Source organism: Stieleria marina, from assembly GCA_007741555.1.
Taxonomy (GTDB): Bacteria; Planctomycetota; Planctomycetia; order Pirellulales; family Pirellulaceae; genus K23-9.
Genome location: CP036526.1, coordinates 7,701,506 through 7,724,471 on the forward strand (window position 1 = coordinate 7,701,506; position 22,966 = coordinate 7,724,471).

Consider the following 22,966-nt stretch of genomic DNA (forward strand, 5'->3'; position numbering starts at 1 on the left):
TCGCACGACAAGCGAACCTCTCTCAGTACATACGGCCAACTACAGCGGTGCAACCACGGTCGGCGGTTCTTCTGGCCTGCGCATCGAATTGATCGCGACGGCGACAGCGAAAACAATCGCTCCAATGACGTCCACCGCCAAGCCAACTTGCATCTCACCAATTTTGGTCAGCGGTGCCAAAAGCAGGGCAGCCGAAACAAACATCGCGCCACGTTCCAGCAGCGTCAGGTTGTTTCGGAAATAACCGGCAATGCCAGCCGCAAGCGCTAAGATACCGATCGTCGCCGCGATCACTGCGTGCGATACAGCAAACAGCGTCGGAGCTCCGCCATCGGCCGCCAACAAGCACAGCGCCGGTCGATAGACAAACATGAACGGCAGGGTGAAACCGACTAAGGCAAACCGAAACGCCGCAAACGAGGTCTTCATGATCGGCGCATCAGCGATCGAAGCACTGGCGTATCCCGCCAGTGCGACCGGGGGCGTGACCATCGACATCATGCCAAAGTAGAAAATAAACAGGTGGGCAATCAGCGGCTGCACGCCTAGTTCGCCCAGTAGCGATCCCATCAAGGTTGCCATCAGCAAGTAGCAAACCACTGACGGAACTCCCATGCCTAGGATCAGTGAACAGACCATGATGCCCACCAACGCTAAAAACAAATTGGTTGCGACGACGCCTTTGATGGCCGCACTAAAATCGGTCGCGATTCCGGTCTGCTGAACGATGCCAATAATGATGCCAACGCAGGCACTGGCTGCCACCAATGAAATTCCGTTCTTGGCGGATTTGGTAAATGCGGTTGTCATCTCCGGACGCCAAGCGGGATGGATCAATCCAAAGATCAAAAGTCCAAACATGCCGACGATCGCTGACTCAAGCAGCGATCCGATCGCCAAAATGGGGCTGATAGATTGCGTCTCAGGGTGGACCCACGACGGAGCGACAAAAGGACTGAGCCAAGACGGCGCCGTTTCGCTAAACGGGATCGATGCTTGGTGCAGCAACAGGACAATGAAAAAACTGGCAAAGGCAAGCCAGCGAGCACTGGAGCTGATGTTCAGTTCTTTCCGAAGCGTTGCGAACACCAAAATCACGGCCAGTGATCCGGTCACCGAACGGAAAGGAGAAAATCCAAAAATCAACAGTCCAATCAGCGTTCCCAAGGCACCAAAGAAAACAATCGCGTCGAAGCCCCACAATTTCTTTTTGCCGACTTCCGCGACGTCCAAACCTTCTGCGCCCAGTCGTCTGGAATACAAAAACACGACCGCAAGGATCGATAGGTAATACAAACACGCCGGAATAATCGCAGCCTTCATGATCGTCACGAAAGTAACTTGCGGCTGAACCAATTCCAGCATCATGTACGCACCAGCGCCCATCACCGGGGGCACCAGCGCTCCTCCCGATGCGGCGGCGGCCGTAATACCACCGGCAATGTGTTTGGGAAACCGAGCACTACGCATCATCGGAATCGTAAACGTGCCGGTCGTAACAGCGTTGGCCACGGCACTGCCTGAGAGCGATCCCATCAATCCACTGGCCATCACGCTGACCATCGCGGGGCCACCGCGGATTTTGCCAAATGTTTTGGTCGCAAAATCGATAATGAACTGCGTTGCGCCCGACATCTCCAAGAACGAACCGAACACCACAAACAAGAACACATACTTGAACATCACGGCTGCGGCCGGGCCGAACACGCCTAGCGACTGCAGAAACGTCGTGCTGACAATGTCTTTGGGGCTCTGTCCTGCGTGCGGGAGCAACCAAGAGGGCATTTCGACCAAATCGTATTCAATGCTGCCGTAGCAATAAAACGAATGCGCAACAAAGAACAGTGCCAGAATGGGAACAATCAATCCGATGCTACGCCGCGTCGCTTCCAAGACGATGATCAAACCCAGCAAGCCGACACCGAAGTCAATTCCCGTTTCGGCTCCCGCGCGATTGCCCAGCGAGATGCCGTCGGACCAGAACGCTTCGAACAGCGGTTCGGTCTGCACGACCACATAGCCGCAACACGCGACCGCGACGATCGCAAGGACAACATCCATCCAACGCAGCGCGACCACATCCGTCCATCGCTTGGCGATCGGAAACGTCAAAAAACAAAGCGCCAATCCCGCTCCAACAAAAATCGCCAGCGACGACTGCGGTTGCAGCAGATTGTAGTTCACTTCAAAGAGCGTGAACAAACAAAGAAAGATGCCCAGCAACGACACCGCGTGTTTATTCATACGGTCGAAAGCCGAAACGTTTTCTGTCACTTAGTTTTTCCTTGGATCATCTTCACTTAGATATCGGCGCATCAGTTTTGCGTCTTCGTCGTGACATAGTTCTTACGGTGTTGCGGCAGCGGTTTCTTTTTCTGTCGTCTCAGCTTCGCCATCACCTTCGGGCCAGACCCCGGCTTCTTTGTAAAACTTGATCGCACCGGGGTGATATTCAATCCCCGTGTCGCGAGCGATGTTCTTTTCGTTAAGCGCTTTGCCGGCGGGGTGTTTGCCAGCGATTTCCGCGCGGTTTTCCCAAATCGTTTTGGTGACTTCGTAGATCAATTCTTCTGGCTGCGACTGGGCCGTGATCACGTGCATCGAACCGACATTCAAACCCAAGTAGTCAGCTTCCATTCCTTTGTACGTTTTCGCAGGGATGGTGAACGGATGAAAGAATGCGTAGTCCTTGATCAGTTTCTGACGAGACTCTTCTTCAAACGGAACAAACGTCACATCAAACGTGCTGGTCGCTTGGGTGATTGAACCAGTCGGAACGGCACCACCAAGAAACGCTGCATCGGCCGATCCGTCGCCCAACTGGTCAACCGATCCACTTTGGGTAGCGTTCAGCGAAGTGATCTCTTCCCAGGCAATCCCGTGGGCTTTCAAGATTGGCTCAATAAACATTTGAAAACCTGCGCCCGACGGACCGGTGATGACACGTTTGCCCTTGAGGTCAGCGATTGTTTTGATGCCTGAATCGCTGCGAGCGATAAACAGTGCAACGTTTGGCGCCATCGTTGCGATCGCGCGGATGTTGTAATTCTTGTCCCAGCCTGCTTCGCCGCGAACGGCGAAGTAACTGATCGCGGCATTGGATAAAGCCAATTCCAATTCGCCTTGTTCCAATCGACGAATATTCTCCTGCGACCCCTTGGTGCCTTTGGCTTGAACTTTCCACGCGATGGTGCCCTGGTGAGCGTTCAGAACTTCGGCGATCGCTCCTCCGACAACCGGAAACGCACCGCCAACCGGCGCGGTTCCCATGCTAAGGAACTGCGTCTTGGAGTCGGAGCTTTTCTTGCAACCAACAAGCACCGGTGTCGCGATCAAGGCAGCTAACGCGGTGAACAACAAAAACTGGGAGACACGGGTCATCTGAAGAGAACCTTTTGCGGTGGCGAATACCGTGTTGCCAGCGGCACACGGTCGGTGTGGTGAGGTGGGATTTTCTGCGGGAGACGTATGTTAACACGCACGGTTTGCGTGGGCTAGCGAGTAGCCGGTTGGTAAGGAACCGCCGCGGAATGGTGCCGACTCCTGACGCGCACTAGACTAGTCGCTTCGCGGTCCGTTCCCCGCTTTTCTTCGTTGAAATCGCTTTATGAAAACTGCCATCTGGATTTGCGTTGGCTTACTGTTGATCCTGCACCAGGACTACTGGCAGTGGGACAACGCAACGCTCGACTTTGGGTTCCTGCCAAGGACGATGACCTACCAAATCGGGCTATCGATTGCTGCTGCGGTCGTTTGGCTACTGGCAACGCACTACTGCTGGCCAACCGATCTTTCGCCGCGAGATCCCCTCAATAGTGATCCACGCGGCAGTGACTTCGTTGACGGCGACCAAACAGGTAGTGGACAAGAGGATGCGTCATGACACAGTTAATCATCATCGCGATCTATCTTGCTTTGCTGGTGGCCATGGGGCTATCCGCCAGTCGGCTTTTTCGAGGCACTGCGGACGACTACATGTTCGCCAGCCACTCGATCGGGCCGTTTCTGTTGTTGATGTCGCTTTTTGGAACCACGATGACGGCCTTTGCGTTAGTTGGATCCACGGGAAAGGCGTATGCCGTTGGTGCCGGCGTGTATGGGCTGTTGGCATCGGCCAGTGGAATCATTCACTCGCTATGCTTCTTCCTGATCGGTGTTCCCCTTTGGCGACTTGGTAATCGTCACGGCTATCGAACTCAGATTCAGTTTTTTCGCGATCGCTTGGACAACAACTTCATCGGATTGCTGCTGTTTCCGGTGTTGGTCTTTCTGGTGATCGGCTATTTGATGGTCGGTGTACTGGGCGGCGGCAGTGTGGTTCAAGCGGTAACCGAAGGTGCGTTCAGCAAAATGGGCTGGTTCAAATCGTACGACTACGGTGTCCCGTCGCCGATAGCGTCCGCAGTGATTTGTGCGGTCGTTTTGACGTACGTCTTTTTTGGCGGCATGCGTGGAACCGCCTGGGCCAATGCGTTCCAAACCGGACTGTTCATGATCCTGGGTCTGGTGACGTTTGTCGTAATCGCCAATTCGATTGGCGGCACCAGCAGCTTCGCCGACAACTTACAGATCGCGTCGGCACAAGCCGATGCGTCGCTGATTGCACGCGACAAAATCCCCAAGACGGTTTTCTTTTCGTTCTTGTTGATCCCTCTGTCCGTGGGAATGTTTCCGCACATCTTTCAGCATTGGCTGACGGCTCGAAGCGCCGCGGCATTCAAACTGCCCATCGTCGTGCATCCGATTTTTATCATGATCGTTTGGGTGCCTTGTGTGCTGCTGGGCGTTTGGGCCAGCGGACCTGCTAGCGGCATCGCTGATCAGCTTGCTGCGATGGATCCACATGATCGCGGCAACGCGGTATTGGGCGCACTGGTCAGCACGCATGCAGGACCACTGCTGGGAGGATTACTGACGGCCGGTATTTTGGCGGCGATCATGTCATCGCTGGACAGCCAGTTTCTCTGTTTGGGAACCATGTTTACCGAAGACATTTTGCGAAGCAACTCACGTCATGCTCAAGACGAAAAGAAAACGGTCCGCCACGCTCGCGGCTTTGTCATCGCCGTTGTCGTCGCAACCTATCTGCTTAGCCTAGTATTGCCTCGCAGCGTATTTGATCTGGGCCTATGGTCGTTCGCCGGATTCACTGGCCTGTTTCCGTTGGTATTCGCTGCGATCTACTGGCGTAGGCTATCGGCGGCGGGAGCCATCTGCAGCGCGATCGCGACTTTTGCGTCTTGGGGCGTTTTGTTCTATCGCTCGGACTTTGGCGGCAATCCTCGCTACAGTTTCCCCGAATCTCCGGTCCGTGCGGGTGATTTCACGCTCATCCCGCCATTGCACCCCGTCGTTACAGTATTCGTAATATCCGCCTTCGTCATCGTTGTCGTGTCGCTGCTAACAAAGGCTCCGAAAGAATCGACGCTCAAGAAATTTTTCTAAGCACTGATTCTCCAAGGTCGGCCGCCGGCGTGGGGGAACGGCAGCGCAGTCGTTGGAGGATGACCAAGTCACGATCGACTACTCACCGCAAGAATCGCAACAACATGAATGTTGAACTAGCTATCTCCGCCGCAACAAACGGTCGTTCATGGCTGTGCTTGATTGCCGTGCTACTTTTTTCGGGCGTCAATTCGGCTCAAGAAAGCGAATCGGCTGCGAAACCTGCTTTGACGGAGGCCCAGGCAACCACATTCGCGCGGCTTGCTCTCAAGGGCATTGCGCAGGAGTATCCCAACAAACCGTCCAACGTGATGGACACGGCCGACGATGTGCGTTCACCCCAATCGATGCACCCTGCTTTCTATGGCAGTTTCGATTGGCACTCATCAGTACACGGGCACTGGATGCTCGCGAGACTATTGAAGATGCATCCCGATGCTCTTATCGCGACTGAGATTCGCGCAGCGCTCAATTCACAACTCACCGCAGAAAACCTGACACAAGAAGCTGCCTATTTCGCGGCTGACCACAACAAATCATTTGAGCGAATGTACGGCTGGGCCTGGCTGATGCAATTAGTCGCCGAACTACATGACTGGGACGATTCCGATGCACGGCGTTGGCGAGAACACGTGCGGCCGCTTGAAGAACAAATCACGAAGCGAATGAATGACTATCTGCCAAAGCTGACGTTTCCCATTCGCACGGGGGTTCACGCTGACACAGGTTTTGCAATCGGCATGCTAGTGGATTACGCTCGCGCGACCAGCAATACCGAACTGGAGCAACTGCTGGTCGGCAAATCAAAAGCGTTCTATCGATCCGACATCGATTATCCCGCCCACTACGAACCGTCGGGACATGACTTTTTCTCTTCCGGATTCAATGAAGCCGATTTGATGCGTCGAGTCCTTTCCAAGGAAGAGTACGTCACCTGGTTGGATCGATTTCTTCCCCAACTGCGAACAAAAACGATGGGCGAAATGATGCGGCCTGTCGAGGTCAGCGACGTGACCGATGGGCACTTGGTCCATCTGGCGGGACTCAATCTATCCAGAGCGTGGACCATGACAGGCATCGCCCGAGCACTCCCGGAGAGCGATCCACGCCGACAATCCCTTTTTAGCAGTGCCAAACAGCATGCCGATGCTGGATTAAAATATGTTTCCAGCGGGCACTACGAAGGCGAGCATTGGTTGGCCACGTTTGCGGTCTACCACTTGTCGCAATAGTCAAATCGACTGGCTGCGGTGCAGACAAATGACCGCGGTGCACGACAACACGACCATTAGAGAGAATTGACGATGTTTATCTTTGTCCGCGCTGTTGCCGTTGCACTCCTCCTTGTGGCAAACGGATTCAGCTGCACGACGGTCCTTGTATCCGGCCGTGTCACCGTAGACGGTCGACCGCTGCTATGGAAAAACCGCGACACATGGCAAACTCAGAACGAAGTTCTCTATGCCGATACCGGCAAGTACGCTCTGGTCGGCGTGGTCAACGCGGAAGCCGCCAAACGAGTCTGGATGGGGACAAACGAAGCGGGTTTTTGCATCGAAAATTCGCTCAGCCGTGACTTAAGCGGCAGCAAGGGTGTGTCCGGTGGCATGGGGAACGGATCGTTGATTCGCCTGGCCTTGGAGACATGCGATAGCGCCGATGCGTTCGAACAATTGCTGATCACAACCAATTCGCCGGGCCGTCGAACCGAAGGTAATTTTGGAGTCATCGATGCTGCTGGAAGTGCAGTGATGTTCGAGGTCGGCCCGACCAGCTATCTCAAATTCGATGCTAATGATCCCAAAGTCGCACCCGATGGAATCATTGTTCGTGCAAACACCAGCGTTTCAGGATCGTTGGAAACTGCTCCGAAAACCCCGCTCGCCGATTTACCAGTCTTGGAAGCCCGATACAGCGGACTGCGGTACTGCCGCGCACGTGAAATTTGTTTGCAACAGTTGAAGGCAACGAACTTGGATGTTCGCTTCATGCTTCAGGATCTTGCTCGCGACATCGAAATCATCAAGACAGCCGAAGCGAAAGCCGGCGACCTAGTCGATACGGCACGGACCCTGAATCGCAACACCACCGTGTCGGCCGTCGTCTTTCAAGGTGTCCTGCCGGGTGCGTCTCCGACGGGCACAACGATGTGGACGTTACTGGGTGAGCCAGCGTTTTCGATCGCGGTTCCCAATTGGGTAACCCAGGGCAGAATTGCCCAGCAACTCAACGGTGACGGAAAGAGTTCGATTTGCGAACTATCGGTCCAACTTCGTCAACGAAACTATCAAGCTGATTTGTCGAAACGTAAAGACTATTTGATGCCCAATCATCTGGACCAAATTCGTCAGGCAACGCTCGCAGTGGAAGACGAAACGATCGACGAACTGCAGCGCGTCAGGGCACAGCTTTGCCACGACCAACCGTCTTCGGAGCAATTCTGGAACCTTCACCAGAAAGCTGCCCGGAACGCTCAAGCTGGACTTGAACAACTGTGCCAAGTCATTCAACAACCCGCTCGCCGCACGAAAGGTCAAATCAGACTCGCCGCCGATTTCCGTTTTGATGAACCCGATGGAACCAAACTGGCCGACGTCGCAAATTTAGCCGGCAAGGAAGTCTTTGACGGTGGACTGTCTGATTGCCGCGTCAAAGCAGGCAGTTTTCGAGTTCGTCGCAATGAATATCAGAGCGTAAATCGCTTTGTTGACGTGACGCCCAACGTGCGCGTTTCACCTGACAGTCACGGGTTTCCCAAGACGCAACGTGGATGGATCGTTATCGAAATTGCTGGCTGGAACCTGTTGGGCGACCAAACCGGCGAAACTGTCCGCGTGGGGTTTGCTTCGCAAAGTGACAATGACATCCACACCGTGGGCCTGGAGATTCGCCGAACGAAAGCGAACAAGGTGGCGATCCGAGGAGTCGGTTTTGGCGACGGAGCGACTGATGTCAATCTAAGAGTACTCTGGCCGGCGAAACAAACCCAGCCGATCGCGTTTGCCTTGGAACTTGACAAGGTCGCAGGCAACAGCGGCGAAGGTGACTCCGGGGGCAGGTACCGTTTGTACGTTCGCCCAAGCGGCCAATCGAACTTCAAGCCGCTTGGCGAAGTGGGGAAGGTTCGACGACTCCGAAACGGCAACCAATTGGCGTTGCACGTCGAAGGCTACTTCGGCGGCGAGGCCGAGTTCTTGGACATCGACCGAATCTACTACTCCACAGCAAGACCATAAGTCACTGCTGAAAAGACGAATCGCATAGTCGACGCGTCTGGTCGTGGATTCGTCTGCTACCAAATGGCCTTTCGCTTCAACGCGAAAGGCCCGGCAGAGAGCTTAGTTACCAAATGGGTCGGCGCCACCACCGCCACCGAATGGATCAGCCATCGCGTCGCCGCCTCCACCAAATGGGTCGGCTGCGGGAGCAACGCCACCGGCTCCGCCAAACGGATCCGCGGCAGGAGCATCTGATGCGCCACCAAAGACTCCATCACCAGCAGCTTCGACTCCGGCACCTACGTCAGCCATGCCATCGTCAGGGAGCGGATCCAAAGTGCCTTTGAGCGCGTCGTCGGCGACAATCTTGGCATCACCCATCGCCATATTCGGCGCGTCATCTTTGAAGGGATTCTCTGCAGCTGGCGGCGTGGGAGGTGGCGTCACGCTTGCGGTTCCCGGTGCCGCGACAACACCAGGTCGCGTCGAGCGAATTTCGTTCATTCGGACGTTGGATCGAGAAGCTGCCGACATCAGTGCTTGCAGGCGAGCCGCTTGGCGAATCTGTTCTAGTTTCAATCGCCCGGAACCTTGAAAACGCGAAAGTGAACGACCGATTGCGACCGTTGTCTTTCCGCTCGCTTCCAACTGTGCGCCCTGCTGCCAATCCGATTCAGCTTCATAGCTGCTTCCGGTCATCGTCGAAACAATGCCGCGGAAATAATAAGCGCGGGGATCTTTCGAGCCAGCATTGATGGCCGACGAAAACAATTGGCGAGCTTCGTCATAGCGCCCTGCGTAAAACGAGTGCACACCGCGTCCATAGATTTCAGCCAAAACGGCGTCTTGCGAAGACGCAGTTTGAGGTGCAATTGTTGTGGACGCGCAAACCAGCGCGATGACAGTCAAGCAGTATTTCATATCGGTAGAGTCCTCCCCGAAAGGTATCGGCACGGGTCAGCCTGTTGCCCAGTGGAGCGTAAGTTCTTTACCGAGACTCTAGTTATTCCGGTTGTACCGAGCAAACGTTTTTGTGGCTGAGAGCCCATAAAACCCGCTCGAATGCCTCCTACGCAGCGGCTTTCGTTGCGTTTTGCGACAGTTCTTCGTCGACCTTCGATTTTTCAGATTCCGAAGCCGGGTGGATGACCTGCTTCAAATGTTCGACGGCCTGACGCAGCTGCGGGTCAAAATCGACACTCGACTGCTCCGACGATTTCGCAATCACGGGCTTCGCGGAATCCTCGGCCCCTTCGCCGGTCTCCCCCCCGTTTTCTTCGCTGGACTGATCCGTGAAAAGTTTGTCGGCCAAAAGTGGATACGAAGCCTGTTCGCGTCGCCGGATCATTTCGACCAACGTTTCATCGTCGACCGGAACGACTAATCCATCATCGGGAGTCACCCCCCACTCGTCTTCCTCAGTGGCGTCCGCCTTGCGATGAATGTTCTTGTCACTGGGGCGAAAGTACCGTGCCACCGTCAACCTCAGGGCACTACGGCCGAATTGCAGCGGCAAAATATTTTGCACGGTGCCTTTGCCGTAACTGCGTGTTCCGACAATCGACGCGCGCTGATGATCCTGCAAACTTGCCGCAACGATCTCACTGGCGCTAGCGGAACCGCCGTCGATCAAGACGACCATCGGCTTGCCGGGATCAACCAGGGTACCCAACTGAGCTTCATAAACATCTTCGATGACGTTTCCGCGGATCCGCGTCGAGACGATCTTCCCTTCATCCAGAAACATGTCGCTGATGTCGCGAGCGGCGTAAAGCAGCCCTCCAGAGTTTCCGCGAACGTCCAAAATCAACGCGTTGAAATCGTTGTCCAGCGCCCCGAGTACACGCTGCAATTCGTTGACCGTTTTTTCACCAAAACTTGTGAGGCGGACGTAGGCAGTTTGTGGATCGGATTTCAATCGATAGACCCAGTGATTGTCTTTGTCGCGGTGGTCACCAATGACGGATTCCAATTCGATGGTGGCTCGGCTGACATTGACCAAGAGCGTTTCGTCGTTTTCACGCATCAAACCAACTTTCACGGTCGTGCCAACTGGGCCTTTCAACCGATCACTTACCGCACGCAGCTCCATCGTCGAAACATCCACATCATCGACCGAGATGATTCGGTCATTTGGCAAAATGCCAGCCTTCAGAGCGGGCGACCCAACAAGCGGAGTAATGACGCGAACCGGTTTTTCTTTGTCAGGTTGTTCGACAAAGATCCCGATGCCCGCGAATTCTTGGTTGATGCTGTTTTGGAATGACTCGTACTGATCTCCCGGTATGAAACTGCTGTTTTCGTCCAACGCATCGGTCATGCCGTTCATCGCTGCGGTCAACAAATCGTCGACTTCGACAGGATCGACGTAGTTTTGATTGATCAATTCCAACGCATCGCCCACCATCATCGCGGTTCGAGTTCGGCGGTGGGTCGCGTAGCAAAGCACGGCAACGCACATTGCGATCAAAATTGCGTTCAGATTACGGGGCAGCATATTTAAGTTTGTGTTGGTCGATTCAACAGGGAAAAACAGTAGCCATCTTTGCTCCCGCTAGGAAACCAATTCCTCGGATTCCCAAGGGTCATGCCAGTCATCCCAGTGGCTGAGATAATCCGAATAGGCTTTGCAGTCGTCGGCCCGTTCTTCGATCCAGTGCTTGGTATTGGCAACGATTTCGATCTCTCGCTCCAAGGTCAATCGCCCGCAGAGCACCATGGATCGTAGAAAAACAAAGTACGTGTCCAGCACATCACACCGGCAATAGTCGCTGATCGATTGCAATTCGCCGGCATCGTACTGTTGCTGCACTTGATCGCCTCGCAAATCCATTTTGCCAGGTTTACCAAGCAATTTGGAGGCAAGATTGAGACCGCCATTCAGACGAGCGGCGCCGAAATTCGTTAACAGTTCTTGCAGATCCAAATGCGAATTGGAATTGAACCGATTGCGAGGCGATTTGTAACCGTCGTCAGAAAACCACTTTGGCAGCGAAATCCCGAAACGAAAGGCAGCCATTTCCATCAGCGGCAAATCGAAGGACCGTCCGTTGAAAGTGACCCACTGCGGACGCCGGTAGATCTCCCAGCCTTTCCAAAAATGAGCCGTAATCACGTGGCTGCGAAAATCCGGTTCATCGAGTGAAACCAAGTCGATGATCTCGAAGTCCGGATTTACTTTGGCAATCACGACCGAAATCGGCATCTGAAATGTGTGCGGAATGAAGGTCGTCCCCTTCTGTTCCATCAACTCATCTTGGTACTTGGTCACCGCTTCCTTGGGCGTCAGCTGTTCGCCCGGATAACGGACCTTCGCGATCAGCTCACCATCGGCGATACTTTCGGCATCGAAAATCAAGTGCGATACTTTTTCGGGCATCGGTGAACCAAGTCTTGGATGATGAGGATTCGGTTTGCACCGAACAACTTCACAGACTTTACCATAGCCTCATTTCAATCGCATCGACCCCATTACTCGCCCCCAAAAATTCGCCCTCCCAGAAACCGATCTCCAAAGTTCGTTTACTCGCGCCCCAGCATTCTGATGACATCTACGCAAATAGCCGACGTTCCGATCAATCGCCAACGACTATTGGAGCGTTTTCTTCGCTATGTTCGCGTCGGGACGTCGGCCGATCCGACCAGCAACACTTACCCTAGTTCGCCTGAGCAAGCTGATCTGAATCGCATTTTGCGTGATGAGCTCTTGGCAATGTCGGTTACCGACGCGCATCAAGACGAAAACGCCCTGACATGGGGCACGATTCCGGCGACCAACGGCGGCGGTACCCCCACAGTCGCCGTCGTCGCGCACGTGGATACTTCGCCGGACGCTCCCGGGGACAACGTAATGCCTCAGGTGATCGAATCCTACGAAGGTGGTGATATCGAATTGCCTTCGGGAAAAATGATCACGGTGGCAACCGCGCGCGAGCTGGAAGATTTGGTGGGAACAACATTGATCACCACCGATGGCACGACACTGCTGGGCGGTGATGACAAAGCCGGCGTGGCCATCATCATGGAACTGGCTCTTACCTTGATCGAAAACCCTCATTTGTCGCACGGCCCCGTCAAACTGATGTTCACCTGCGACGAAGAAATTGGTCATGGCACAGACAAAATTGACCTGCAGAAACTGGACGCAACCGTGGCTTACACGCTTGATAGCGGCGGCGAAGGAGTGCTGGATGTCGAGACGTTTTCCGCAGACGCCGCAACCGTTCATTTTACGGGTTACAACATTCACCCCGCGATTGCCAAAGACCGCCTGGTCAACGCTCTTCGCGGTGCAGCAGATTTTGTAGCCGCGTTACCACGTGATACTTGCACGCCAGAGACGACCGAGGACCGTGAAGGATTCATTCATCCCCACCGAATCAGTGGTGGCAATGGCGAAGCAACGGTGGATCTAATTTTGCGATCGTTTGAAACGCCGCAACTGACCGAGTACGCCAAGATCGTTCGCGACACCGCCGACAAAGTGGTAGAAAAAACACCAGGACTCTCGGTCGACGTCACGATTCGACAGCAGTATCGCAACTTGCGAGAAGGCCTGGACAAATTGCCCGAATCCGTTGAGCTGGCCGAGCAGGCGTTTGCAAACCTTGGCCGCGAGTGCAAAAAGACGATCGTCCGTGGGGGCACCGATGGAAGCCGATTGACTGAGAAAGGATTACCAACACCTAACCTGTCCAGCGGTCAACACAACATCCACTCGGTCACCGAATTCGCGTGTCTGGATGAAATGGAACACGCGGTGGAGCACTTGATCGAACTACTTCGCCTTTGGGGTGAAGTGCGTTCATAGCTCGCGCCTGGCGACAGCGCACTGCTGCCACGACCATTCGAAACGTGTTGCGGATCGTCATGACCGCAGCAAGCTGACATCGCACTTGCCGTCTTGGACATGCACAACCGCTTCCACGTCTGGCTGACCGTACACAGCGGCACCCGTAAAGACCGTCAAGTTGCCCGCTAGATTCGCAATGCCTGCGTGATGCGTATGACCACACAGCACGTGTAGTTGGATCTTTGGATTGTCGTCGGCAAATTGCTTTAGCTGGTCGCCGACCTGACCACACACAAAGAACGGAGCCCAGTTGTCGTCGGTCGTATGGCCTTCGTACCAGCAGGCTTCGCAAAACGGTGGCACGTGAGTTGCCACGATCACATCAGACGCATTGGCTGGCAGCTGCTGGAGCTGAGTGCGCAAGCGTTCGGCAGACTGTTTTCCTTGTTGCTGAAGCTGCGATTGCCAATTCGATCGGTCGCTGGTGATAAAATCTTCGATCGAAACGAAATCGTTTAGCTTCACCTGCGATCGCAGGTAGTCACCGCAGGTAGCGTCTCCCCAGCCGTCTTCGCCGATTAAATAGACGCCGTCGGTCAGACGGGTCGGCGTTTCGAAAGTCAGATACTTCAGCAGCGGATTATTGTTGGCCGATGCGATCACCCGCCGCCGCGTTTCCGCGATGCTGCTTTGGTAAAAATCGTGATTACCTAGTACGAAGCGCAGCGGCACCCGAAACGCTTCGGACATGCGATTGAGTTGAAAGACAACATCATCGCCTTCGGAGATATCTCCTGTGACCAGAATCGCGTCGGGACGCTGAGATTCGATCAGCGCGATCCAACGGTCCCACTGAAGCACAGGGACATGATTGAGATGAGGATCGGTCGTCCAAACAATTCGCATTTCGCAGGTTGGTCTTGCGCTGGATTGACTAGAGAGACGAACCAAGCCGTCAAAAGCTCTCGCAATGCGAGAGCGTTGCCCAGTGTCAACCTAAATTCAAACAGCCGATTTGAGAGCGTCGACCTTGTCGGTTTTTTCCCAAGTCAGCTCGTCGATTTCGCGGCCAAAGTGACCGTAGTTTGTGGACTTGCCGTAGATTGGACGTAGCAAATTCAACTGACTGACAATGTCGGCTGGCTTGAACGAGAATACTTCAGCGACAGCTTTTTCGATCTTGGCTTCGTCGACGGTGTTGGTGCCAAACGTATCGACCGTTAACGAGACAGGCTCTGGAAAACCGATTGCGTAGGCGGTCTGCAATTCGCATTTCGTCGCCAGTCCCGCGGCAACGATGTTCTTTGCGACCCAGCGACACATGTAAGCTGCCGAACGGTCAACTTTGGATGGGTCCTTGCCAGAGAAAGCACCGCCACCGTGACGGCCCATGCCGCCGTAAGTGTCAACAATGATTTTTCGACCGGTCAAACCACAGTCACCTTCGGGTCCACCGATGATGAACAATCCGGTCGGATTGATATGGTAGGCCGTGTCATCGGTCAGCAAGTTTCCAGGCAGGACTTTTTCGATCAGATCTTTCTTCAAGATGTCACGAATCTCTGCGGTCGTAATCTCAGCAGCGTGCATCGTGGAAACAACAACGGCCGTGATGCGGTTGGGTTTGCCATCGACGTATTCGACGCTGACCTGTGTCTTCGAATCGGGACGCAGCCAAGTGTGCTTGCGCTCTTTTCGCAAATTGGTGATGCCTTCACCCAACTGATGCGAGTAGGCGATTGCTGCTGGCATCAGCTCGGGGGTGTCATCGCACGCGTACCCGAACATGATTCCCTGGTCGCCCGCACCTTGTTCGGCCGTTTCTTTGTCGGCTGCCGCTGCGGCGTCAACGCCTTGGGCGATGTCGGGGGACTGCTGCCCAAGCAGATTCATGAAAAAGAAGTTCTGGGCGTCAAACTTGCAGGTGTAGCTGTAGTCGGTGCCTTCGGCGTAGGCCGAGTCGTAGTTGATTTCGATCAGCGCTTTTTTGACGACTTCGCGATAGTCGAACTCGGCTCCGGTCGTGATTTCGCCGCCCAGGATGACAGCGTTGTCCTTGACCATCGTCTCGCACGCCACTCGTGATCCGGAATCCTGTGCCAGACAAGCATCCAGCACGGCATCGGAGATTGTGTCACAAGTTTTGTCAGGGTGTCCTTCAGTGACGGATTCGGACGAAAAGATGAAACTTTTACCCATAGCAGCAATCGGAGCCTGAAAGTGAGGTGTGTTTGGAAAGACCAAAACGCGAATTTGAAGTTGTGTGATAGAAGCGACCGCCCCCAGCGTCAAGCGGGGAAAATCACCCAATCCAGCACACAGAAGATGCGATTTGACTGCCGAATCAGCCGTCCAACGTCTAAACTGAAGGCTTCACGACAAACCGAGCTCAGTACGGTAGTTCGATATTCGCGTGCTGCCTAGCCAATTCTCCTCTTTCACAGCCGCGCTGCATGGTCGATCCGTCGCCACGTCCCGTCCATCGCGCAGGCAATCGTGCGGGTCCTCTATCCGCCTCTGGAACTGGCCATTTCCTCGCTGAATCGCGGGATCTAACTCAATCGTTGGATCTGTTGGTGCCTGAGCGGACTACGCCCGCTCTGATCATGTCGCTCCTGCTCCACTTCATCCTGCTCACCACGCTGGGCATCATCTGGTCCAGCGAGCCGTCGGGTACCGGCGACGAAGCCGACCGTCCGGTGGGCATCGCGATTGTGCATCAATTACCCGACCGGCAGCGATATGTCGACGCGCGCGACTTGAAAGTTCAAGAAAAAAAATCAACCCAGTCGCAACAGCAGTCCCAAAGCAGCAGTGCATCAGCTGCTGCGCCGCCCGCGGATCTATCCCCTCCCATCGACTTGGCCGGAATTCTCAATGCCATGGAATCCACTCCCTCGCCGGTATCGGGAACCGGACTGGCAGGCGAGACCGAGCTAGGTGATGACGCATTTGGTTCAGGCGACGATAAGAAGTCGGATAGTCAGGGAGACCAAGCCACCACGATGGTATTTGGGGTGTCGGGAAGTGGCTCGCGGTTCGTCTACGTTTTTGACCGTAGCGACAGCATGAATGGCCACAACGGTCGCCCCCTGCGTGTCGCCAAGGCCGAATTGATTCGCAGCTTGAAAACACTCAGCGAACAACAACGGTTTCAAATCATTTTTTACAATGACAAAGCCAAACCGTTTCAGCTTTCCGGTGCACCGCTGCAGCTGGTCGCCGGCGAACCGTCGATGATCACGATGGCACAACGTTACGTGGAGTCGATCGCAGCGTTCGGCGGAACCGAACACGACGTCGCACTGAAACTGGCGTTGCGAATGTCGCCTGACGTGATTTTCTTTTTGACCGACGCAAGGATTCCGCGTTTGTCAGGCACCGAACTAGCCGAAATCCGACGTCGGGCACAGCAGTCAGGAACCACGATTCACGCGATCGAATTTGGTCCCGAACCAGGCGCCCCGCAAGACAGTTTCCTGCGCGACTTGGCAGCGCAGAATCAAGGCGAGTACAAATACATCGATGTCCGTAACTTGGGCGTCCAATCGACAACGCGCGAGGCAACTCCGTGAAGCGTGCTTTGATTGCAGGGTTGGTTGGTGTTACTGCGTTGTGGGGAGCGTCTTCGCCAGCGGAAGATCGCGTTTGGATTTCACCACCACCGACCACCGCGGCGAGCAGCAGGTGGTTTGCACGACCGATCAAGCAACTCAGTGGCAAGATCGCTCAGTTGGACGATCGCCAACTTCGGATCAAAGTCGCCGATGCCCCCGACGATACGCTGATCGCTGCTCATCGCGTCTTGTGGATTGAATCGGATGATTTGCCGGCGGAAGCCCAGAAAGCATACGGACTTTACAACGCGGGTAAATTCGACCAAGCCCTTCGGCCTTTTTTGGATTCACTCGCCGAACACCCGCCAGTGTGGCGCCAACAATGGCTGTCCATGATGGCTGCTGACGCGGCATGGCGAGCCAAACGGCCAACGATTGCGTTGGAGTTGGTATCGCAATTAGACGCCAGGCCGCTGCCGCCAATCGTTTTATCATGGCTCCCGATCAATTGGGACAACAGCGTCAACGATCGAACAAACGAAACAGCTGCCCTGGACAAAATCAGTGCCCCGTCGGCAGCCGTACGCTTGGTGGCGGCCAGTTGGCTGATCCAATCACGCCAGCGACGCCAAGCGGTCGAAACTTTGCAAAAACTAGCGTTGGACAATCAACGACCGATCATCGCTCGGCTCGCCGAAGTCGTGTCATGGCGAGCCACTCTGCCGCCCCAGGTAGCAGGCAATGTCGCCAACTGGGAGCAGAAAGTGAACGCGTTGCCGCTGGTTTTGCAAACGGGCCCGCTTCAAAGCTTGGTTCATAAGTACCAGGCGGCAGGACTTAAAGACGAAGCTAAAAAGCTAAGGCTCTTGCTAGAACTGACGCCTGTCGTTCCCAAAAGAGCTCAATAGGTTTGCAACCGACTCTGCAATTCATAGATGCCGTCTTGCACTGACAAATCTTATTGCACGACTCTTACTGTACGACTGAAATGTGCTGGAGCTTTCCCTCGCTGGACAAGACCAATCGCAGCACGCCGTATCGCACCGCTTGCGATTCTTGAAAATCGGCCCCCTTGGGAAGCCTTGCCAAGTCGAATGGGAGCACCGGCCGTGCTTCGTCTGGGGCCCCAAATTGCTGGAGCAGAAAGTCCGCATGCGCCCTCACGCTGTAGCAAAGCCCGTCAGATCGATCACTACTCGCTGCGCCCGTTTCGTACTGGGTCATCAGCTGCATTGCGACAACCGAAACGTGAGGAGATCGTTCGGTCGCAAACCCAATTTTTGGCGGCGGTTCAAACTCCATTTCAGCCAGAGCCGATAGCGGCTCCAAACCACTGGGATGTTGCTGTCCAAGTTTTATCCACCCCGCCTCCATTCGTTTCTCACCATCACGCCAGTGAACGGTAGTCAAATAGCCAAGCTGCAATTCATTACCGCTGAGCCTAAGAAAAGCGTCACTCAATTCCTTCCCTCCAACAAACGTGGGTTCCAAGGCGGACGAACGGAATCGGACATAACCATCAGTCGGTCGAACGTCACCGACCACATCATCTGGCTCCGTCGCAGCGATTTGCGTCGTCGCTTCTTCATTATCGGCGAGCAACTGTTGGTCATGAGTGCGAACAGTCCATTCGTATTCGCCTGACCAAGAGTTGCCAGACGGATTGAAAACAACACAGTTTCCGTCCTCATAAAAGGTCAATGAAAACGAATCGTCTTCTGCAATCCAACTGCCGATGATTTGCTGGGGCTTCAAGCCGATTTGGCGCCAATGCGAAAACGCCGTCGCAATCGACGCGCTCAGCAATGCAACACAAATGACAAACATCGCCACACGCCGAAATACATAGAGACTTGACAAACTGATCTTCGAATTCAGACCTTCCCAGCGGACTGAATGCTGCCTCCAACGCGGGGCCGCTTCAGTTCCCTCTTCGATCTCCTTCGGCTCTCCGGCCGCTTCGCTACAAACGTCCGGGCCTACGACTTGCGGTGTGTCTTGAAAACTACCGGTCGACAACAACGGTGCGTCGTGATTGCTTTGCTCAGAAGCCGCTGAAGCCGACTTCTGCTTGAATCGTTTCGCCTGATCCCGAGCGACCTCGACCGGCACTCTCGTTTTCCCCATGTCGCCGACGTTCTTGGCATCGCCTACAGCGTGCTGTTGGTCAATGCGACTGGTTTCGCCAGTTTGCGTCGTTTGCCGGACCATGCGTCCTGTTTCACTTACCAAAACCATTTCGCCGGTCAAGCAAGCCGAGAGAATCGGGATTCGATCAATCGGCATCCACTCGGGGGACAAGTCGCTTTGCAATGAAGCTTCCGCTAACAACATCCCGCGAGCTGCAAACCCGATTAGTTCACGCAGCTTAAAAGGGCCCTCGGCGACAAAGCTGAGACCGCGCACGTGGTACTGCGGGACATGGACTCCATCGGGGTGAGGCAGCGGCGTTTTGGCTGTCGAGAAAAGCCCGGTGTCGGTCGCTACGGTCCACGGACCTTTGCGAGACGGGCCGATCAATGAACTGGTCGTGATGATTCGCGACAGTGCCGCTTCGCGTAATTCGATCCCCGTAAACGGGCCAACCGCAGAGCTTTCGGTCTTGATAAAAAAGGCTGTCATCGTGCAGACCGATGGGGTGGGGATCTCACGGCTTTGATCACTTTAGTTTACCGAACGCTTGAAAATAGCTCTATGATTGAAGTCGCTGAAAATCGCAGTTGCTCTCGCAACGGTCCGCTTTGTGCGGCCACGCAGCGCATCGCGCGACAACACTTGACGTTTGCCCGGGACGTGACATGAAACCATCTTACACCACCAGACAAGCCTTCACCCTGATCGAACTCCTGGTCGTGATGTCGATCATTTCGATCTTGGTTGGACTACTGTTACCGGCCGTTCAAGCGTCGCGCGAAGCAGCACGTCGAACTCAATGTCAAAACAACCTTAAGAACGTTGGCTTGGCGATTCAAAATTTCCACGCTCAGCGAAAAGAGCTTCCACCAAGTCGCAACTACGACCACTACACTAGCTGGGCTTTCTTGATCCTGCCGTTCGTCGAACAGTCCAATCTGAGCAACGAGTGGGATGATTCTCTGAAATACTACTACCAGAGCGACAAAGCACGGACGACTCGGATTCCACTTTACTACTGTCCGTCGCGACGTGACGGAGACATTCTCAGCATTCGTGGCGATGACATCTATTCGCCGTTTGAGACCAGTTCACACATCCCCGGCACGGTCAGCGATTACGCGTGCTCGGCTGGTCACGGTCCAAGCGGAGTTTGGAACTGGATCAAATCCAATGGTGCCATGATCATGGGCAATGGAGTGACCGAACCAGAGACGATCCCCGACGGCAACTTTGCAGCTCCCGGCGCCATTCTAAAAACCTGGAGCAGTCGAACGTCCTATGCCAGTTTGACCGACGGAGCAAGCCACACGATCCTGGTCGGCGAAAAACATGTCCGTCCGTCGCGACAAGGCATCAGCCCCGAAGACGGTGCGATCTACAACGGCGACCATCCCGCCAACTTCTCACGCTGTGGCGGCCCGGGCTATCCGATCGCCAAGTCCCCGACCGCTCGGTACCAAACCAATTTTGGCAGCTACCATGCCGGCGGGGCCACCCATTTTGTCTTTGCTGACGGCAGTGTTCGCACTCTGACGCCCGACACAAACACGGATCTTCTGGGACGTCTGACGCATCGGGCGGACAACAAATTCACCGAAGGTCACTGACCCACACTCAATCGACAAGCGTTGAGCGGGATTGAATGAGCTCACTTCGACGGAGCTCATTTCAATGGGAAATAGTCGACTTCGATGACAAAATGGTTGCTGCTCTCCCGCACAGTGAACTCCAAACCCGACGTATCAAAATCGCGATACTTCTGATCAAGTTTTGCTTCTGCAATCACCCCCGGCCGTTCAGCGCCTGTTCCAATCGGGACGTCCGCAATCACAGCGACACGGTGCTTCCCAGCGATTGCACCGTCGTCTACCGCAAATGTCCCTAACAAAAAACTTCCGTCCGGCTGAATCTCGCCAGTCGCCGTAGCGGCATTTTCTTTGCCGACCAGTTCAAATTCAACAGTGCCTTCACGAAGCAACTGGCCATCGGCAAATCGCACAATCCCGCCCGCGGGAAACACGTTGGTCGCCCCTCCCGAGCAACCCACGAATGTGATCGACAGCCAAACCATAGACAACGTTCGTGGAAGACTATTCATTTCGTGCTGCAAAATTGGATGACAAGCATTCAAGTAAAAGGCACTCGGCCAGCCGCCATTGTATCGCACAAAAGAGATCACTCGGCCGACGTCGCCCCCACTGGCTCCGAATCACTCCCCGATGCTTCGCCATAGTGAAGCTTCAAAGCCAAGCGACCGCAACGTTCTTGGAATTGCGCCGGCGTATCTTCGCGACCTGCGTGACAGATGTCATCAATCCAGTGAGGCCAATGATCTAGAATGCGCTCGGCCAACTTACGCCGACCGGCTTCATCCAGTCGGCCCATCGACACGATTCGATCGATCCGTCCTGGTCGAGATCCGATCGCCCCCGGCTGTCCGATCGCGGGATCAATCTTCTCCAAGTGATTGGTGGTTACCATCACCATCAATCCGTCGGCACGCTGCACGCCGTCCAAACAATTCAGCAAACAATCAAACGTCAGCGCGGGGCCCTGGTTAGCCGCGATGTTTTTGCGTCCTTCGAACACCGCGTCGATGTCTTCCATCAGTGCCATGCAGGGAACCTCTGCCAGCATCTGATTCCATGCCTTGAGAAGTTCATCATTTTTCAAGGTGGCCAAGTCGAATACAAACACAGGCAGATCGAGATCTTCTGCCAGCGCACGGGCGAGGGCTGTCTTGCCCGTCCCCGGTTCACCGTGCAATAGATAGCCGCGACGCCAAGGCAAGCCGCGATCTCGATGCCAATCTTCGGTTTCGCTCCAGCGTTTGGCTTCGTTGACCAATTCTTGCGATTCTTTGTCTAGCGCCAACCTATCCACGGCACTGGTCGCGCGATCCGGATCAGGACCAAAATCGCTCAGCTCCCAACCCAACGGTCGATGCCCCAAGCAAGCACGAATGTCCGTCCCGCTCGTCGGCGAACTGTTGCCACCGCGACTTTTTGCCGACACCATCGCAATGTTGCCTGCGGTGCCATGAATGAATCGAATCGAATGCCGGCGACCACCTGTGGATTCGTACTGGCGCACTTGCGTATTGAAAAAGTCAGTCGCGTCCAAGACCAGCTTGTCGGGGTCCATCATTCCTCGCCCAAACGTCACCGAAATGGTTTGATAGTCGTAGTCGGCCGCCTGCAACCCTTCTTCCAAATCGCCCAAACCATCTTTACTTTTTGCAACCCAAATAGGACGCCAACCACGCCAGTAAAGTCGGCCCGACGGGGGAGCAATTTCCATGCTGACCAACTGGACACGTTGGCGAGGGCGGACAAACAGTTTCCAACCCACATACGCACGAGGCCCAAACCGAGAGGCCGTAAAGTGATGTTTTAAGTACATCAAAATGGCGTCGGCTTGGTATCCACTGACTGTCAGCTTAACGACGACGCGACCAGCTATTTGCGAGTAAAGATTCTTCAGGTGGCTCCAGCCGGTCGCAAAAATCGTCAGCAAAGCCGCCCCACCGGCCAGCATCCATCCGCTTGTCAAATCTTCCACCGTGACTCCAAAAATAGCAAACATCAACATCGGTCTAAACAATCAATTGTCCATCTTGCGGGCGTGCGAGCCGGCGATTCTTCGCTGACGTCACGGCTAGGACACCGATGCTGCGAACAGGTTCCCGCGATTCAATGACATTCTTGGCGGAAGTTCGCCTCTGTCCAGAACCACACACAGCAGTGCCACGTTCAGATCGCCGTCCACAACAGCCACAAAAAAACCGAGGCTTCCTGTGCAAAAACATTGCACTGAAA

18 protein-coding genes are annotated in these 22,966 nt (G+C 54.7%); 8 read left to right on the top strand and 10 right to left on the bottom strand.

Features of this window, described 5'->3' with window-relative positions; genetic code table 11:
- Positions 1–39 precede the first annotated feature (39 nt).
- Together K239x_RS27275 and K239x_RS27280 are read right to left on the bottom strand one after the other, a co-directional pair.
- Positions 40–2,274: a TRAP transporter permease gene (locus tag K239x_RS27275; protein ID WP_145421564.1), complete on the bottom strand. Its 2,235-nt coding sequence runs from the start codon at positions 2,272–2,274 to the stop codon at positions 40–42.
- Positions 2,275–2,346: 72 nt separating this feature from the next.
- Positions 2,347–3,381: a TAXI family TRAP transporter solute-binding subunit gene (locus K239x_RS27280; RefSeq protein ID WP_145421566.1), complete on the bottom strand. Its 1,035-nt coding sequence runs from the start codon at positions 3,379–3,381 to the stop codon at positions 2,347–2,349.
- A gap of 226 nt (positions 3,382–3,607) precedes the next feature.
- On the opposite strand from K239x_RS27280, the gene K239x_RS27285 reads away from it, so the two are divergent.
- The 4 genes from K239x_RS27285 to K239x_RS27300 all read left to right on the top strand — a co-directional run bounded on the left by K239x_RS27285 (position 3,608) and on the right by K239x_RS27300 (position 8,681).
- On the top strand, positions 3,608–3,883 hold the full coding sequence (locus tag K239x_RS27285) for a hypothetical protein (RefSeq protein ID WP_419189454.1): 276 nt from the start codon (positions 3,608–3,610) through the stop codon (positions 3,881–3,883).
- Positions 3,880–5,445: a sodium:solute symporter family protein gene (locus tag K239x_RS27290; RefSeq protein WP_145421567.1), complete on the top strand. Its 1,566-nt coding sequence runs from the start codon at positions 3,880–3,882 to the stop codon at positions 5,443–5,445. The genes K239x_RS27285 and K239x_RS27290 overlap by 4 nt, the downstream gene beginning before the upstream one ends.
- 104 nt (positions 5,446–5,549) lie before the next feature.
- Positions 5,550–6,677, top strand: a complete 1,128-nt coding sequence (locus K239x_RS27295; RefSeq protein WP_145421569.1) for a DUF2891 domain-containing protein — start codon at positions 5,550–5,552, stop codon at positions 6,675–6,677.
- Between the two features lie 72 nt (positions 6,678–6,749).
- On the top strand, positions 6,750–8,681 hold the full coding sequence (locus tag K239x_RS27300; RefSeq protein WP_145421571.1) for a C45 family peptidase: 1,932 nt from the start codon (positions 6,750–6,752) through the stop codon (positions 8,679–8,681).
- Between the two features lie 102 nt (positions 8,682–8,783).
- Here the strand turns inward: K239x_RS27300 and K239x_RS27305 are convergent, their stop codons facing one another.
- The 3 genes from K239x_RS27305 to K239x_RS27315 all read right to left on the bottom strand — a co-directional run bounded on the left by K239x_RS27305 (position 8,784) and on the right by K239x_RS27315 (position 12,042).
- Complete coding sequence (locus K239x_RS27305; protein ID WP_145421572.1) at positions 8,784–9,584, bottom strand: tetratricopeptide repeat protein; 801 nt, start codon at positions 9,582–9,584, stop codon at positions 8,784–8,786.
- Positions 9,585–9,732: 148 nt separating this feature from the next.
- The gene (locus K239x_RS27310; protein WP_145421573.1) at positions 9,733–11,160 is read right to left on the bottom strand and encodes a S41 family peptidase; all 1,428 of its coding nucleotides are present in this window, start codon (positions 11,158–11,160) and stop codon (positions 9,733–9,735) included.
- 57 nt (positions 11,161–11,217) lie between these two features.
- The gene (locus tag K239x_RS27315) at positions 11,218–12,042 is read right to left on the bottom strand and encodes a 3'-5' exonuclease (protein ID WP_145421574.1); all 825 of its coding nucleotides are present in this window, start codon (positions 12,040–12,042) and stop codon (positions 11,218–11,220) included.
- A 165-nt stretch (positions 12,043–12,207) separates the two neighbouring features.
- Between K239x_RS27315 and pepT the strand changes: the two genes are divergently transcribed.
- Positions 12,208–13,473 (top strand): peptidase T, encoded by a 1,266-nt coding sequence (pepT, locus tag K239x_RS27320; RefSeq protein ID WP_145421575.1) that lies wholly within the window; start codon positions 12,208–12,210, stop codon positions 13,471–13,473.
- Positions 13,474–13,530: 57 nt separating this feature from the next.
- On the opposite strand, the gene K239x_RS27325 is transcribed toward pepT, so the two are convergent.
- Positions 13,531–14,361: a metallophosphoesterase family protein gene (locus tag K239x_RS27325; protein WP_145421577.1), complete on the bottom strand. Its 831-nt coding sequence runs from the start codon at positions 14,359–14,361 to the stop codon at positions 13,531–13,533.
- 96 nt (positions 14,362–14,457) lie between these two features.
- Complete coding sequence (metK, locus tag K239x_RS27330) at positions 14,458–15,654, bottom strand: methionine adenosyltransferase (protein ID WP_145421579.1); 1,197 nt, start codon at positions 15,652–15,654, stop codon at positions 14,458–14,460.
- 407 nt (positions 15,655–16,061) lie between these two features.
- Between metK and K239x_RS27335 the strand changes: the two genes are divergently transcribed.
- Positions 16,062–17,030 carry a vWA domain-containing protein gene (locus K239x_RS27335; protein ID WP_145421581.1) on the top strand — a complete coding sequence of 323 codons (969 nt, stop codon included), beginning with the start codon at positions 16,062–16,064 and terminating at the stop codon, positions 17,028–17,030.
- Positions 17,027–17,920, top strand: coding sequence for a hypothetical protein (locus K239x_RS27340; protein ID WP_145421583.1), 894 nt, complete (start codon positions 17,027–17,029; stop codon positions 17,918–17,920). Before K239x_RS27335 ends, K239x_RS27340 begins: the two co-directional genes overlap by 4 nt.
- A gap of 64 nt (positions 17,921–17,984) precedes the next feature.
- On the opposite strand, the gene K239x_RS27345 is transcribed toward K239x_RS27340, so the two are convergent.
- Positions 17,985–19,634: a hypothetical protein gene (locus K239x_RS27345; RefSeq protein WP_145421585.1), complete on the bottom strand. Its 1,650-nt coding sequence runs from the start codon at positions 19,632–19,634 to the stop codon at positions 17,985–17,987.
- Between the two features lie 176 nt (positions 19,635–19,810).
- Between K239x_RS27345 and K239x_RS27350 the strand changes: the two genes are divergently transcribed.
- On the top strand, positions 19,811–20,755 hold the full coding sequence (locus tag K239x_RS27350) for a DUF1559 domain-containing protein (RefSeq protein ID WP_145421588.1): 945 nt from the start codon (positions 19,811–19,813) through the stop codon (positions 20,753–20,755).
- Between the two features lie 56 nt (positions 20,756–20,811).
- On the opposite strand, the gene K239x_RS27355 is transcribed toward K239x_RS27350, so the two are convergent.
- Both K239x_RS27355 and K239x_RS27360 read right to left on the bottom strand, forming a co-directional pair.
- Entirely contained in the window at positions 20,812–21,246 is a 435-nt protein-coding gene (locus tag K239x_RS27355) for a hypothetical protein (RefSeq protein ID WP_419189455.1), read from the bottom strand.
- A 77-nt stretch (positions 21,247–21,323) separates the two neighbouring features.
- Positions 21,324–22,733, bottom strand: coding sequence for an AAA family ATPase (locus tag K239x_RS27360; protein ID WP_419189456.1), 1,410 nt, complete (start codon positions 22,731–22,733; stop codon positions 21,324–21,326).
- Positions 22,734–22,966 lie beyond the last annotated feature (233 nt).